General features: G+C 42.3%; 10 protein-coding genes. 8 read left to right on the top strand and 2 right to left on the bottom strand.

Annotated elements, in window-relative coordinates:
* Nucleotides 1-222 precede the first annotated feature (222 nt).
* The 5 genes from F824_RS0115890 to F824_RS0115870 all read left to right on the top strand — a co-directional run bounded on the left by F824_RS0115890 (nucleotide 223) and on the right by F824_RS0115870 (nucleotide 4,939).
* Entirely contained in the window at nucleotides 223-1,209 is a 987-nt protein-coding gene (locus F824_RS0115890) for an isoaspartyl peptidase/L-asparaginase family protein (RefSeq protein WP_019598913.1), read from the top strand.
* Between the two features lie 5 nt (nucleotides 1,210-1,214).
* On the top strand, nucleotides 1,215-1,961 hold the full coding sequence (locus tag F824_RS0115885; protein WP_033405387.1) for a copper homeostasis protein CutC: 747 nt from the start codon (nucleotides 1,215-1,217) through the stop codon (nucleotides 1,959-1,961).
* Nucleotides 1,958-2,536: a sugar O-acetyltransferase gene (locus F824_RS0115880; protein WP_019598911.1), complete on the top strand. Its 579-nt coding sequence runs from the start codon at nucleotides 1,958-1,960 to the stop codon at nucleotides 2,534-2,536. The genes F824_RS0115885 and F824_RS0115880 overlap by 4 nt, the downstream gene beginning before the upstream one ends.
* 186 nt (nucleotides 2,537-2,722) lie before the next feature.
* Nucleotides 2,723-4,210, top strand: coding sequence for an FG-GAP repeat domain-containing protein (locus tag F824_RS0115875; protein WP_022582200.1), 1,488 nt, complete (start codon nucleotides 2,723-2,725; stop codon nucleotides 4,208-4,210).
* A gap of 270 nt (nucleotides 4,211-4,480) precedes the next feature.
* Nucleotides 4,481-4,939 (top strand): CBS domain-containing protein, encoded by a 459-nt coding sequence (locus tag F824_RS0115870; RefSeq protein WP_019598908.1) that lies wholly within the window; start codon nucleotides 4,481-4,483, stop codon nucleotides 4,937-4,939.
* Between the two features lie 95 nt (nucleotides 4,940-5,034).
* Here F824_RS0115870 and F824_RS0115865 read toward each other — a convergent pair whose 3' ends face one another.
* A complete protein-coding gene (locus F824_RS0115865; RefSeq protein ID WP_019598907.1) occupies nucleotides 5,035-5,793 on the bottom strand; it encodes a YdcF family protein in 759 nt (252 codons plus the stop codon).
* Between the two features lie 498 nt (nucleotides 5,794-6,291).
* Between F824_RS0115865 and F824_RS0115860 the strand changes: the two genes are divergently transcribed.
* Entirely contained in the window at nucleotides 6,292-9,237 is a 2,946-nt protein-coding gene (locus F824_RS0115860; protein ID WP_019598905.1) for an FAD-binding and (Fe-S)-binding domain-containing protein, read from the top strand.
* Between the two features lie 530 nt (nucleotides 9,238-9,767).
* A complete protein-coding gene (locus F824_RS0115850; protein WP_019598903.1) occupies nucleotides 9,768-12,980 on the top strand; it encodes a UvrD-helicase domain-containing protein in 3,213 nt (1,070 codons plus the stop codon).
* 334 nt (nucleotides 12,981-13,314) lie between these two features.
* On the opposite strand, the gene F824_RS0115840 is transcribed toward F824_RS0115850, so the two are convergent.
* Nucleotides 13,315-13,524 (bottom strand): hypothetical protein, encoded by a 210-nt coding sequence (locus F824_RS0115840; RefSeq protein ID WP_019598901.1) that lies wholly within the window; start codon nucleotides 13,522-13,524, stop codon nucleotides 13,315-13,317.
* Between the two features lie 167 nt (nucleotides 13,525-13,691).
* On the opposite strand from F824_RS0115840, the gene F824_RS0115835 reads away from it, so the two are divergent.
* Entirely contained in the window at nucleotides 13,692-16,550 is a 2,859-nt protein-coding gene (locus F824_RS0115835; protein WP_019598900.1) for a PD-(D/E)XK nuclease family protein, read from the top strand.
* Nucleotides 16,551-16,681: the final 131 nt, after the last annotated feature.

The following is a 16,681-nucleotide window of genomic DNA, read 5'->3' as shown; positions in this document are numbered from 1 at the left end:
GTGTTTTTAAGTTAAAGATTTCAAAGTAAAACGCTAATTTTCCATACGGGCAATGACTTCTTGAGTATGTTCTCCTGCCAATATTGACCCCAAGGACGTCAACTTCCTTAAAAAAATCAACGATCCCAAACTTATTTGTCCAATTTTTTTTGAATATTGGACTTTCAAATATTTATGCAAATCCAAGCCAAAATCTTTACCTTATACTATTAAAATTTAGCCATGTCGCAAAGAAGAAATTTCCTAAAAAAGACATTGATCACTACGGGATTGTTATTGCCGGGAGGGATAAGCAAAGCTGCATCTGGACTCTATGGTACTGCATTCGCATCCGAGAGATTCAAACCTTTGTTGCTTTCTACTTGGAACCACGGCATGCCGGCCAATGATCGTGCATGGGAAGTTTTGAACAGGACAGGAAACCTTGTTGATGCAGTGGAAGAGGGCGTAAAAGTAACCGAATTGGATATGGAAAACCTTTCTGTAGGGTTACAGGGACTTCCTGACAGAGAAGGAATCCCAACATTGGATGCCAGTATCATGAAAGGAGATGGATCATGTGGAACAGTAGCTTTTGTCCGACAGGTAAAGCATCCCATTTCCCTAGCCAGAAAAGTGATGGATGAAACCCCTCATGTGATGCTTGCGGGTGAAGGTGCTCGACAGTTTGCCATTGCGCAAGGTTTTCCGATGGAATCCGAAAAATTGAGTCCCAAGGCGGAGGAAATGTATCAGGAATGGAAGAAAACATCGCAATACAAGCCGGTCGTCAATATCGAAAACCATGATACCATAGGCATGATTGGTCTTGGTGCCGATGGGAAATTGGCAGGTTCCTGCACCACTTCAGGACTTGCTTTCAAGATGCATGGAAGGGTAGGGGACAGTCCCATTATCGGGGCCGGGCTTTTTGTGGATGATGAAGTGGGTGCCGCTACTGCCACCGGTTTGGGGGAATCCATTATTCGGATTTGTGGGAGTTTTCTTATTGTCGAATTGATGCGGCAGGGAAGGACTCCCCAAGAGGCTTGCGAAGAGGCGGTCAGAAGGTTGATTGCAAAAAACAAGGATATCAAGGACATTCAAGCTGGATTTTTGGCCATCAACAAAGATGGGGAGTATGGTGCCTATGCAGTCCATCCTGGGTTTAACTTTGCCAGGCACCATAAAAATGGGCAAGATCTTGTGGATTCAAAAAGTAAATTCTGATGGCGATGACCAGATTATTGTTGGAAGCACCGGTGTTCACTGTTGAGGCAGCACTGAAAGCTGCGGCATTCGGGGTGGATCGATTGGAGCTTTGTTCGGATTTCGGGGAGGGCGGCGAAACCCCAAGCGCAGGAGCTTTGGCCTTCTTGAAACAAAAATTGGAAATTCCGATTTTTGTGATGATCCGTCCGAGAGGAGGGGATTTTGTTTACAATGAGGATGAAATCGCCGTGATGAAAAAGGATATTCAAATATTGAAATCCCTTGGAGCGGATGGCTTTGTATTTGGCGTGCTCAATTCAGATGGAAATGTCAATATGGGCGCTTGTGAAGAACTCTTGGAGGAAGCCCAAGGACTTCCTTGTACTTTTCATCGGGCATTTGATATTTCTTTGAATCTGGAGAAATCTTTGGAAGCGATCATTGAATGTGGTTTTAGAAGGATTTTGACATCGGGAGGGGAAAATTCAGTGAGTGAGGGGTTGAAGACCATTCGAAAATTGATTGTCAATGCCGCAGATAGGATCCTTATCCTGCCAGGTGGGGGACTTCTGCCACAACATGTCCCCATATTGATGGAAGCAGGTGGGTTAAAAGAAATCCATGCAAGTTGCAAGACTTACCGAAATTCGGAGAGTACTTTTATACATCCTCGCGTCTTTCTGTCCAATGATCCAGAATCCTTCAAATCTGTTTTGACAATAAGTGAATACAGGGTAAATCAATTTTTACAAGCCATGAAGTCAACATGACTGAAAAGGAAAAACTGCTCAGGGGAGATTTTTACGATTCCAGGGATCCTGAACTATTGGAAATGTACCATCGGGCAAAGTCGATCCTGAAAGATTGGGAAGGATTGTCCTCTCGGGATGGAGGAGCAAAATTTGATTTGTTACAAAAGCTTTTTGGAAATATTGGCAATAAAGTTTGGGTAGAGGCTCCCTTTTATTGCGATTATGGCAAAAACATTTCTATTGGAGAAAACACCTTTGTCAATGTCAATGCCGTCTTCTTGGATTGCAATACCATCACGATCGGTAAAAATGTGCTGATAGGACCTAATGTCCAGATTTATACCGCCACTCATCCCCTGAATGCCCGGGAAAGAATTATTTCCCAACCAAAACCAAACCAAGCACCTTATCTTACGCAAGCATTTCCTGTAAAAATCGGTGACAATTGCTGGATCGGTGGGAACTCTGTGATCCTGCCCGGTGTGGAAATAGGAGAAAATGTAACTGTGGCCGCCGGATCTTTGGTGACAAAAAACATTCCGGACAATGTTTTGGTCATGGGTGCTCCCGCAAAAATTGTGAAAACGCTTTGATTTGATGAACTTATTTTTGGGGTTTTGCAGGAAATCACCCAGTTGAAAGAAATAAACCCCACAAAAATTTAAGCTGGCTTTTTGAACCATACAAGGGGTCAGTCAGAATATAAATCATTCATGAAAAATTTTTCAATTTCAATTCTTCTTCTATTTATTGCCTTTTTTTCGTGTACGACATCAGGAATGAAAGAAGAAAAACCCATGGGGGAATGGGAATATTTGAATAAACTTTCGGAGGAAAGCCTTGAGTTGAACGGGATTCAATTGGCGGCCGTGTATTGTGGTGCCTGCCATTTAAAGCCTGGTCCTGAACTTTTGGACAAGAAGACTTGGGAAACCACCGTTTTACCGGAAATGAGGAGAAGGCTTGGACTTGTGATCGCTGAGGATTTTGGTCATGACGTTGGCGAAGATACCAATGCTCCTCCCGGGATTTATTCGACAAAAAAATTGATTTCGCGGGAAAATTGGGACAAAATCCAAACCTATTATTTGGATGCTGCACCAGAAAAATTACCAACGATTGAATCCAAATTGGATTCAGAGGGACCGATTCCTGGTTTTAGTTTGATTTTTCCCCAATACAAAAATAAAAGACCAAATCTTACCACTTTAACCCGCTGGGATGGGATTTCCAATCAACTCATTATCGGGGATCGATTCAGACGGCTTTATACGGTGGAAGGAAAGACTTTGGAAATAATGGATTCCCTTTCCATTTCTTCTCCCGCTTCGGATATCCGCTTCCGAGAAAATGGAACCTTCGATCTTTTGACTATGGGTGTAATGGATCCATCCAATTTCGCAATTGGAAAATGGTTGGCTTATTCAGCATTTGATATGCAAGTGGAAGAAATCAAAATGGATAGTTTACGGAGACCTGTTCATTTTTCCTTTTCGGATTTGAACCAAAATGGAAAAGAAGATGTGGTGGTCTGCAATTTTGGACATCATATCGGAAACCTTTCCTGGTATGAAAATACAGATGCCGGTTTTATCCAGCATGTCTTAAATACTGAGCCCGGCGCAAGAAAAACGATAATTGCAGATTTCAACCTAGATGGTTTACCGGATATCGCTGTGCTGATGACCCAAGCGAAAGAAGGAATATATGCTTATATCAATCAGGGAAACGGTAATTTCAAACAGGAGGTTTGGCTCAACTTCCATCCTGTCTTTGGAGGTTCTGATTTCGAAATGGCAGACATGAATGCGGATGGATATTTGGATATAGTCCTCGTGAACGGTGACAATGCCGATTATTCCCCCATTCTCAAACCTTATCATGGACTCAGAATATTTTTGAATGATGGTCAAAATAGGTTTGAGGAGAAAATGTTTTACCCGATGCATGGTGCAAGCGGACTTTTGGTAGCCGATTTTGATCAAAACGGAGGCTTGGATATTGCTGTCTTGTCCTATTTTCCAGATCCTTCCAAATCCCCCAAGCAGAATTTTCTCTATTTCAAAAATCATGGATTAATGGATTTTTCTGTTCATGCCTTGGAAAACCAAAGGAATAATTCCTGGCTCACCATCGAAAAAGGTGATGTGGATCAAGATGGAAGCCTAGACATCATTTTGGGAAGTTTTGATTTCAAAAGTCAAAGGGCATATCCAATGGAAAACTGGATGCCTTTTGCGATACTGAAAAACCAAGGTATGAATTGAATCTGTTTTATGCATTATCAATTCTATTCCAGCATGAAATTGATTATCAGTAAATTACAATATTAAATGGAGTTCGTAATGCATAAAACGGGTATAACCGTTTAGTGAGAAGAATATTATTTTAATTTTTCTTTAAAAGGGTCATTAATGTGTATTTATATTGTTTTTTAAGATATTAGCTGGATGTTTTTACTGGAAATAAAAGGTAAAATTTTGAAACTTGGGATTTTTGGGCTAAATTATTGAACTCACGTTAAACCCAAAATTACAATGGTAAAAAGTTTTCAAGGAGTTAGGATGGTTGAATCCAAAAAAGCAGCCCCAGCATTGTTGATCAAAGATTTCATGAGTACCAACTTGGTCACTTTTGGTCCAGAAGACAGTATCGACCATGTTTTGGACCAATTGGCAAAAAGAAAAATATCCGGTGGACCAGTGGTCGATAAAGAGGGGAATTTGGTGGGAATCATATCCGAAGTGGATTGTCTTAAGGAAATAATCAAAGGTAAATATTCCAACACCCCCAAATTTCCTGGAACAGTGGCAGAGCACATGAGCTCCGAGGTAACAACAATTTCGCCGGAAATGTCACTTTTTGATGTTGCGGGAAAGTTTTTGGAAATGAAAATCAGGAGATTTCCCGTGATGAAAGATGGAAAATTGATTGGTCAAATCAGCTTGAGCGATGTGATCCGGGCGTTTCCCAGGTTGAAGGAAACCACTTGGTAAGGATTGTTTCGACGTTCAAACCGATTTTCTTTTCAATTTTTCGATGGAAAGGAAATTTCCAAAGTTAACCTTCTTCTGCTTGCCTCTCCCAATGCTTACATATATCCCAATAGGGAATAGGTAGCGATGCCAATCCACTCTTTTGCCAATGTATGCCATTGGTTTATCGCATCTGGGTTTGGATACAAAAGAGAGGGAATGTCATATTTGGATTCATGGGCATAGTAATCCACCGGAAAAGTTTCTGTAGACAAACCCACTTTGTCAAAGCAACCTTTGGACCGCCTCATGTGAAAAGCGGATGTGATCAAAAGAGACTTTTCCTGAATTGATATTCCATTTCGCAAGAGCATTTCTTTGGCCAATACTGCATTTTGGTAGGTGTTCTTGGCTTGGTTTTCTACAAGGATGTCATTTTCATCCACGCCAGCCATGACCATAAAATCCCGGAGGAGTTCCGCTTCGGTATTTGGGTTGGTTGGATTAAGTCCTTGACCTCCCGTGATGAGAATTTTTTTGATTTTCCCCAATTTATAGAGTTGCACGGCATGGGTCGCGCGATCGGCACCTTTGTTGAAAAATGTACGGTCAAAGGCAGATTTGCTCAAATTGGTCACACCCGTGAGTACAATCCCCATTTCATATTCTGGAAGCGTGGAGAAAACCTTATAATCCGGTTCCCAGAGTAGCATGGCCTTGTTGCTGATAAATTGGTTGGAAAAAAACAGTAACAGCACAATCCCAATCCAGAGCATTTTTTTCTTATTGGCAATGACACCCACTAAAATAAATAGGATGATAATGGTCAAAGGCATTGCCAAGAAACTCAGAAATTGGGAAAGGTAGAAGAACATGGTTGATATTTTTGGCAATATAGAAAAGGAGAGGGGAATTTGGAACCCAACAGTTTCCTAAATCATGCAGCTTGCGAAGGAATCAGGTTGATAAAGAAGTCTGCAAAGGATGAGGTTTTAATGAAGCATCCTTCAACCCACTCAAAACCACTTGCCCCGACTCATTTTTTTCAATACTGGAGGACAATCCCTTATTGAAGACTTCACCAAATTTTTTATTCACTCCTTGATCAGCCGGGAAGGAATTCTCTTTAGCCCGAAATGTGCATGAGGTTGCCTTATAGGGTTAACTGCAAGAAAATCAGACTTTTGGCCAATAAGGAGTGTTTCCAACAGGATGAATTGAATAATGGTAGGCAATTGGCTGATTTTTAAACAATTTTAGACTGAAGCAGAAATGGTAATGCATCACACGGGTTTTAAAAATTTAGGCCCAAGTCGAACTCAATTTTTTCCATATTCCAGTAAAGCTCTGTTTCTTTTCAGTATTTTTGAGGCATGACTTTGACCACGCCTAACCTATTGCCATTATTGGAGAATTTAGCTACCCAGTTGCAAGGGGAATTGAAATTCGACACGCTTACCAAGACACTATATGCCACGGATGCTTCCGTTTACAGGGAAATTCCGTTGGCAGTCGCTTTTCCCAAATCGGAAGCGGATATCAAAAAATTAATTCTTTTTGCCAAAGACAACAATACCTCCCTCATTCCAAGAACGGCGGGAACATCCCTTTCCGGTCAATGCGTCGGCAATGGTATCGTGGTGGATGTTTCCAGGGATTTCACCAAAATATTGGAATTCGACAAGGAAGGAAAATGGGTACGGGTGCAACCCGGTGTGGTCCGCGATGAACTCAATCTGTTTTTAAAGCCACAAGGACTGTTTTTTAGCCCAATTACTTCTACGGCAAACCGCGCCATGATCGGTGGGATGGTGGGGAATAATTCCTCAGGGACAACCTCCATTGTCTATGGGACCACAAGGGAAAAAGTAATTGAGTTGAAAACGCTGCTCAGTGATGGTTCAGAAGCGATTTTTGGAGAATTGAACCTAGATCAATTCCTGGAAAAATGTCAATTGGAAAGTCTTGAAGGAAATGTCTATCGACAAATAAAGGAAGATCTTTCCAATCCCGAAAACCAAAACAATATTCAAGAGCATTTCCCCAAAAAATCAATCCATAGACGCAATACAGGCTATGCAGTGGACTATTTATTGGATTCTGGACTTTTTACCGAGGATGGTCTGCCCTTCAACTTTTGTAAACTCCTATCGGGTTCTGAAGGGACTTTGGCCTTTACGACAGAAATTAAAATCCTGTTGGACCCCTTGCCTGATCCTGTTGAGATCGTCGTGGGCGCTCATTTCGTCAGTATCCATGAAAGCATGAAAGCAGCTCAAGTTGCGATGAAGCATCCGGCTACGGCAGTGGAATTGATGGACAAGATTATCCTTGACTGTACCAAGGAAAGCCTCGAATACAGCAAGAACCGGTATTTCGTGGAGGGAGATCCCATGGCATTGTTGATGATAGAATTCAGGGGCAAAACCTTGGAGGAAGCGATGCAAAAAGGCCAAGCCCTGATTGCCGATTTGAAAAGTGCAGGATTGGGATATGCTTATCCTGTCATTGGCCCTGAACTTACGAAATCTGCCTGGGCGCTAAGAAGTGCGGGACTGGGACTCTTGGCGAATATTCCTGGCGATCGTAAAGCCGTTGCCTGTATCGAGGATACGGCGGTCGACATCTTGGATTTGGCAGACTATATCGAGGAATTCGATGAGATGATGGTAGGTTTCAACCAAAAACCCGTTCACTATGCCCATGCAGGAGCTGGAGAAATCCATTTGAGACCAATCTTGGATCTAAAAAAACAGGAGGATCGCGAGGAATTCTACAAGATTTCGGAGGCCACCGCTAAGTTGGTCAAAAAGTACAAAGGTTCTCTGAGTGGAGAACATGGTGATGGTCGCGTCCGTGCTCCTTTTATTCCTCTGATGGTAGGGGAGGAAAATTACCAACTCTTCCGTAAAATCAAATATACTTGGGATCCTGACAATATTTTCAATCCCGGTAAGATCGTGGATACCGCACCCATGAATACATCATTGCGGTATGAATCGGACATGTTGACTCCCGTTCAAGAAACGCTGATGGATTTTACCTTTGAAGGAGGAATCCTCAGGATGGCCGAAAAGTGCAATGGATCTGGAGATTGTCGCAAGCTTCCCTCCTCGGGTGGGACGATGTGCCCAAGTTACCAGGCCACGCGCAACGAAAAAGACACTACCAGAGGGCGTGCCAATGTCTTGCGGGAATTTTTGACTCAGGACCAGAAGCCCAACGCCTTTGACCATCCCGAAATAAAGGAAGCCTTGGATCTTTGTCTTTCTTGTAAGGGATGTACTGCTGAGTGCCCTTCCAATGTGGATATGTCGACAATGAAAGCTGAATTTTTGTACCAATATCAAAAAACGCATGGCATCCCGCTCCGTTCCAAAGCCTTCGCCTATATCAATGCATTGAATACAATTGGGGGAAAAACCCCAGGGATTGCGAATTTCTTCCTGGGCAATAAATTGACCGGAGGATTGATGAAGTCTTTTCTTGGGGTAGCCCCAAAAAGAAATCTTCCCGAGATCAGTAAGTTGAGTTTGAGGAACTGGTATGAAAAAAATTATGCCTCATTGCCGGGAAATGCCAAAGAAATCAAATCCGTCTATCTTTTTATAGATGAATTCACAAATTATAATGACACTAAAATTGGCATTGCTGCCATTCAATTGCTCAAAAAACTGGGCTATGGGGTGAAAGTGGTGAAACATGAAGAAAGCGGCCGCTCTGCAATGTCCAAGGGTCTTTTGGAAAAAGCCAAAAAACATGCAGAAGCGAATGTTCGGGTTTTCCAGGATTTGGTAGATGGGAATACCCCACTGATCGGCATAGAGCCATCGGCCATTTTGAGTTTTAGGGATGAATATCCGAGACTGGTGGGAAAGGATTTGGTAGAAGGAGCCAAGAAATTGAAATTCCACACCCTTTTGATAGATGAGTTTATAGGAAGGGAAATCGTAGCGGGGAACATCAATGCAAGTTCTTTTACGGAGGAGCAGCAGAAAATAAAATTCCATGGACATTGTCACCAAAAGGCATTGTCGGCTGTCAGCTGGAGTGAAAAACTTCTCTCCCTTCCCAAGAATTATTCCGTGGAAGTGATTCCTTCTGGCTGTTGTGGTATGGCTGGATCCTTTGGATACGAAAAAGAGCATTACGAAGTCAGCATGCAGATAGGAGAGATGGTTTTGTTTCCCTCAGTGAGGCAGGCAGAAAAGGATACCTTGATTGCCGCACCCGGAACTTCCTGCCGGCACCAGATTTCAGACGGTACGGGCAAAAAAGCTAAACATCCTGTTGAAATATTGTGGGAAGCCATGCGATAGGTTTTGGGGTGAATGCCATGCGCAACAGGTTTGAAACCGGAGTTATGTCAATTTGCTGTTCAAAAAAACAAAATCACTGAGATTCATTCTTGTCTTTTAGTTGTTGCAGTGAAGAAAAACTTCAAATTCCAAAGTGAAATTTAACCCAAAATAGACGTTGGGCTTCCTGATAGGGTTGAAACTGCAAGAAAAAAAGACTATTTGAAGGATATGGTATAGCACCGATATGGTGAAGTCACAAATTGTATACAAAGACTGATTATTAAGAGATTTCAGGTTGGAGTTGGATTGGGAATGCATTCTCCAGGCTTAGTAGGTACAAAAGGGAAAATCCCTCGAAGAAATTGTGCTTCGAGGGATTTTTTTGATTTGTCCCCAATAGAAAAAATAGATGAAGGATTGGGAGGTATACCAATAAGTGCCCTTAAAAGGGGACAAAGTTTTTCTTTTTCCAAAAAGCCGACAACTTGCGTCAATCATTTTTTTATCCACTCAAAATATTCTTGTTTTGTCTATCTTGATTTTTAATTATGGACCAAAGACCTTTTATCATTTACAAATCCTCCGCTGGCTCAGGAAAAACCTACACGTTGACGATGGAATACCTCAAGCTGGCGCTAAAATTTCCTGAGGCCTTCAAGTCTATCCTTGCCGTCACTTTTACCAACAAGGCAACGCAGGAAATGAAGGAGAGAATCCTCAAGGATTTAAAGAGGCTAAAATCGACTGTAAAGCCAGAGGAGAAAATGGATGCTGAAATCATGCAGGCTTTGGGAATCGACGAAGTTGAATTGAAGTCAAGGGCAGGAAAAACGCTGACAGCCATTCTCCATGATTATGGTCGGTTTTCGATCAGCACCATCGATAGTTTTTTTCAGAAAGTCGTCAGGTCTTTTGCTCGGGAAATGGACCTCAATGCTAAGTTTGAGGTAGAGTTGGACCAGGATGCGGTCTTGGAAAGGGTAGTGGATCGGGTGGTCATGCAGGTAATGGAGGACCGATTTCTGCACAAATGGCTGGTAGATTACGCCATCGAGCAGATCCAAAACGGAAAATCATGGGATATCCGCAGAAATATCAAGGAATTGGGAAAGCAGATTTTTCAAGAGGATTTCAAGAAATTCGCCCCAGAAATCAGGGAATTTCTCAAGGACAAGGAAAACATCACGCAATTGCAGGCTTTTCTGAAATCCAGAAGAGCGGAACTCATCCAAATCACACAAAACCTAAAAGAGGAGGCAGATCAAATCCGGATCCAGAATGGTTTGGAGTGGACCGATTTTTCAGGCGGTGCCAATTCCTTCGCAAAGAAATTTGGTCAATTGGGAGATCGCTTCCAGCCAGTTCCAGCCTTGACCGATAAACAAGCTCAGCTCAACCAGGATGAAGCCGGTTGGTATGCCAAATCGAGCAAAAAAATTGATGCCATCGTTTCTGCATTTCACCAAGGACTTGGCCAGATTCTCGGTCAATTCGATACATTGGGATTGAAATGGAATACCCTGCAAGCCATCTCAAAAAATATTTATGTATATGGGATTTTTAGAAATATGCTGGAAGAACTCACCGCCCTCAAGGACGATGAAAATATCCTGCTGATCTCAGATGCCAATGAATTTCTCAAAGAGATCACGAAAGAAAACGAGGCTTCCTTTATCTACGAGAAGGTGGGAAATCAATACAAGAACTACCTGATCGATGAATTTCAGGATACTTCGGGCTTCCAATGGGCAAGTTTCAAGCCCTTGCTGGAAAATTCACTGGCCCAAGGGCAGACCAATCTTCTGGTGGGAGATGTCAAGCAATCGATCTACCGGTGGCGAGGCGGCGAGATGAAACTTCTTTTGGAACAAGTGGAGGAAGAGATTGGTGAAATCAATGTCAGAGAGGAAAAACTCGACACCAATTTCCGAAGTCTTCCCAATGTGATTGACTTCAACAATGCCTTGTTCAAAAAACTCCCGAAGTCGTTTGAAGGGGTGGTGCGAAGTAATTACGGCGCCAGAGAATCGGAGATCATTTCCAAGGCTTATCAGGATGTTTCCCAAAAAATATCCGAACATAAGGCGAAAGAAGCATTTAAGGGAAAAGTTAGGTTTGAATTTATTGACGCAAAGGAGAGCGAGGAGGATAGTAATTTTGATGCATTGGCATTGTCGAGATTGCCCCAAATGGTGATCACGTTGCAAGAGAAGGGATATGAACTGAAGGATATCGCTTTTTTGGTAAGGAAAAAATCTGAAGGGGAAGCCATCGCAGATGTGATGATGGCTTACGGTGCAGAAAATCCAGAACTCCCATTCCGGTTTGATGTGCTGTCGGATGAGTCCATGTATCTGTACAAGTCGGCTTCAGTGAAGTGCCTTGTGGCAGGATTGAATTACCTACACAACCCAGAAGATCAAGTCCAATTCAAAACCATGTGGTACCATCGATCTGTGCTTTTTGGTGAGCCAGTGAACCATGATCTCTTTGCCCTGGGAAAAGTCCCTGAGCATTTGACGGAAATAACAAAAGCTTTTCAGGAAAAGGAAGCACTGATGCTTCAATTGCCCTTGATGGAGGCATTGGAAGAAATGATCGGCGTATTGAATTTTGTGGAGACTGGATTGGAAAAGGCTTACATATCCGGATTCAAGGAGGCTGTTTATGACTTTACAGCCAACAATAGGGCAGATCTTGCCGGTTTCTTGGCTTGGTGGGAAGACCACCAAAACAAAAGAACCGTGAAGATCCCCGATGGGCATAACGCCATGCGGATCCTGACCATTCACAAATCCAAAGGCTTGCAGTTCAAGGCGGTTTTGATGCCCTTTTTGAAGTGGACGATTTTTGACACCACCAAAGGCAATGTCATTTGGTCCCCTTTTGCCGATTTGGATAAAAACCTTTCTGCCATAATTCCTTTGACGCTTAATGGGCATTTGGCCAAATCCGATTTTCATGAAACCTATTCTGAAGAGGCCATCATGACCTATTTGGATAGCCTAAACATGATTTATGTGGCATTGACCCGTGCCGAGGAAGTGATTTGGGGTTTGGTTCCTTATAAAAAGGAAATCAAAAGCCAGAATTACCTAGAGGCCCATTTGCAGCAGATTTTGGAAAGTTCCTTAGACGAGAGTGGGGGATTAAGTCTTTCCGAACATTTTGATGCGGAGACCAAAGTGTTTGATTTTGGGGATTGGCCGCAATATGAAATGCCGGAAAAACTGCTGATGGATCCACCAAAACTCAGATGGGCTTACCAAAACTGGTCGAATTTGTTGGATGTAAAGCAATACGCGGTTGATTTTTCAGCCGAAGGAATGGCACAGCGGCAAAAACAGGACTTTGGTTTGTTGGTGCATGAGATTTTGGAGAAATCAGCTACTCTTGAAGATACCCAATTGATTTTGAACACCTTTGTTTACGAAGGAAGGTTGACTGAAAAGGATAAGACAGAGGTGGAAAGACAGTTGGGAAGATTGTTTGCCAACCCCTTGTTTTCTTCTTGGTTCGATACCGAAGGAATCTTACTGTCGGAACAGGGGATATTGCTTCCCGGCGGAAAATTGAAACGCCCCGACCGCATCATTTTGAAAGATGCCGAGGCGATTATCATCGATTTCAAGACCGGAGAAGCTTATGAAAAACATGTCAAACAAGTTCAGGAATATATGGGACTGGTCGGCACATTGACCCAGAAAAAAGTGACGGGATTTATCTGCTACTTGGAGAATGGGGAGATTGTTCAGGTTTGAGAAGATAAAAAAATAAAATTATTCTAACGTTTTTTCAACCCAATCTCTCGAATCTTTAGCGGGATGGAATAGGGCTTCGACTCGAACTATTTTATTTATTTCATCAATTCTAAAATGGGCTAAATGAGGAAATGGTTTAATTTGAATAAACCGGATGTTCTGGTAACGAATCTGATATTTCTTTGGGTTTTGCTGTAGTTTTTCAAGTTAATTTTGAGAGCCTCCAAAAATTTCTTTCCGATCAGATTGTTCTTTGTTTCAAAATCATAAAAATTAAGGATAGAATTAATATCGTTATAAACTTGAGGATTATAAATGACATTAAAAGTATCCTTCATTTGGAATCCCTCAATTGATGCTCTATTTCCTCCCAAGTTTTGTATTCATTGGGCAAAGTACTTTCAATCCTGCCCATGACAGTTCTTTTTTGCCATTCTGGAACTTCAATGTTCTCTTCTTCCAATTTTTCCAGTCCTAATTTTTGAATAAGTTCCATAAAGAAGGAATACATTTCGTCTGGAACATTTAAAACTACTTTTCTCATATTCGACCTTGTTTTAAAAACACACTTAAAAATATAAATACAGAACCTCTTATAAAAGTTTCAATACATATTTTGGCTGAAAGCGATAATTCCTGACATCTTTTGTCAATCGGTTTTTTCATCCCGGTAAATCCCATTCCTTTGCACAATTACTTTAACTTTCTTATATGCATAGTTTTTTAAGAAACACCGCCGAATCCATTCTCAAGGAAAATCAGGATCTCCAAAATCTGGTTATTGTTCTTCCCAATCGCAGGGCGGGTTTGTTTTTTACCCAACATCTAGGGAGCTTGATAGCCAAGCCCACTTGGATGCCCGAAGTGAGGACAATTGAGGATGTTTTTTACCAATATGCCGGTCAGCGTCCAGCGGATGATTTGACCTTGATCTTTGAATTGTACAAGGTGCATCAAAAGCTGCATCCCGCCCCAGAGGAATTTGACAAGTTCTATTTCTGGGGGGAAATGATCCTCAAAGATTTCAATGATGTGGACCAGTTTCTGGTGAATGCCAAAAAACTGTATCTCCATCTATCCGAAATCAAGGATTTGGAGTCGGATTTGAGCTTTCTGACAGAGAGCCAAGTAGAATTGATCAAACAGTTCTGGCGCTCTTTCGAACGGCAGGACAGAAGCCACCAAGATAAATTCCTTAAATTCTGGGAACTGTTGAATCCGCTTTACCAAGCTTTTCAATCCTCCTTGGATGTTTCGGGTTTTGCCTATTCTGGGAAACTCTATAGAAAAGTTGCCGAGTCCTTGGATTCCCTGGCGAAACCCGATAAGAAATTTATCTTTATTGGTTTCAATGCCTTTACGGCTACAGAAGAAAAACTGGTCAAGCACTTTATAGAAAGATTTGAAGCCAAAGTTTACTGGGATGTGGACAGTTATTATCTGGAGGACAAGAACCAAGAAGCCGGTCTGTTTTTCAGGGAATACAGAAAAGACCGGATATTGGGACCCACTTTTCCAGAAACCATTCCCAACGATATCCAAAGCCGAAAAGCGAAGATTTTCACCTATGCCACACCTTTGAAGACAAACCAAGCCAACTTGGTGGGGTCGATCTTGGAAAATGTTGTGGGTGAAAGTGCCTGGGAGGAGACAGTGGTCATCCTTCCCGATGAGCAAATGCTTTTCCCGGTCCTACATACACTGCCCGACCAGATTGAAAAAGTGAATGTGACCATGGGTTACCCGGTTAAAAATGCCCCGGTGTATGCTTTTCTGGAAGCGGTATTGGAAATGCAGCGGTTCGTGAAAGTTGAGGAAGGCAAGGTTTTGTTCTATCACAAGCCCGTGAAGGATTTGCTTTCTTCCATTTACCTAAAATCAGCCAATCCCGAGCATGCCCAAAAGCTTTTGCTTGACATGCAGGAAAAAAACCAGATCTATGTTTCCCAAGAAGAACTGCATGCTGGCGGAGATTTTTTTATCCTGATTTTCCAAAAACTGAAAGGCAATACGCTATTTGAATACTTGTCAACCCTGATGGAAGAAATGGCCAAACGCTTGGAAGAAGAGCCCTTGCAGCGGTCTTACTTGTATCAGTGCTTCAAACAGCTGAATAGGCTCAAGGAAACCTTTGTTGACCAAGATTCAATGAACATAGGTCTTGAGTTTTTTATCCGATTGTTTAGGCAGGTGTTTAGGGAAGTCAAGCTGCCATTTGAAGGGGAACCCTTACAGGGACTTCAGGTCATGGGCGTATTGGAATCCAGAAACCTTGATTTTCGGAGAGTCATCATCTGCAACATGAATGAGGACAGTTTCCCGCCGTCAGGCGCACTTAATTCCATGATTCCCTTCAATATCCGGCGTGCTTTCAATTTGCCCGTTCAGGAGCAGAATGACGCCATTTATGCCTATACGTTTTATCGCTTGTTGCAAAGTGCGGAGGAAGTGCACATGATCTATACCACTGCATCCGATCAGGGAAAGGCAGGTGAAAAGAGCCGTTATATCCAGCAGATGATGATAGAAATGGGTTTGGATATGAAAGAGGAGGTGATTTATGTTCCCATCGACCTCAAAAATCCACAGGCGATCAATATTGAGAAAGAAGCGGAGGTTTTGGAGTTGTTGGAGCGCTATGTCATTCAGCCTGATGGCAAATCGCTCACTTCTTTTTCCCCATCCGCATTGAGTGTGTATCTGGATTGTAGGTTGAAGTTCTACCTTCAATATCTTGCAGGTATCAAGGAAAAAGAGGAGGTGAAGGAGGAAATCGATGCAGCGGTATTTGGTAACCTTGCCCATTACAGCATGGAGTTTTTGTATCAGGGATTTCAGCAGCGCAAAAAAACAGATGTTTTAGAGAAATCAGCTTTCAAGGAATTGAAGGAAAAATGGGTTTTTCCTTCAATAGAATTGGGTATTCGGAAATTTTATCATCTGGAGGAAGATGCAGATACCAAATTGGGCGGGCAGATGGCTATTGTTCGGGATGTCTTGCAAAAGTATCTCGTCCGGATGCTGGAAATCGATGAGGAAGCCGCGCCATTTCGTCTCGTATCCATGGAGAAGGCACACAAGGCCAAGTTTGAAATTCAAGGCCAAGAAGGTTTGATCAGGATCAGCTTGAAGGGATTTATCGATCGGGTAGATGAGCAAAACGGTACCATCAGGTTGATCGATTATAAATCAGGAGCTGACAAAAAGACTTTTAAAAATGTGGAGAGTCTTTTTGATCGAGAAGAGAAGAGCAGAAATAAGGCCGCCATGCAGACGCTATATTACGGTTTGCTTTACCAATCGGAGCACCCAGAAAATACACAAGCCTTGAAGCCTGCACTATTTAATTTCAAGGAGATTTTCAACGATGATTTCAATCCCTATCTGCAAGAGAAGGAGGGCAGGGCGGTAGGCAGGGAGGTCAGTGACTACCGAGATCATCAGAAAGCGTATGAGAGCCATTTAAAAACCCTTTTGGAGGAGGTTTTTGACCCTGCGGTACCCTTTGGCCAAACTGAGGATTTGAAAAAGTGCGGATATTGCCCATTTAAAGAAATCTGCGGGCGTTAAAAAACTCGGCAAATTGAAAAAGCCATCATTTGAAGACCTTATCCTTCAAATGATGGCTTTTTTTTTAACCCGTGTTATGCTTTACCGATTCGAGTCAAGTCTAAAATTGCTCAAAGATCAGTTTTGGCTTA

Source organism: Rhodonellum psychrophilum GCM71 = DSM 17998, from assembly GCF_000381545.1.
Lineage (GTDB): Bacteria > Bacteroidota > Bacteroidia > Cytophagales > Cyclobacteriaceae > Rhodonellum > Rhodonellum psychrophilum.
Note: the sequence above shows the minus strand (reverse complement) of the source record. Positions and strands in the feature narration are given on the sequence as shown.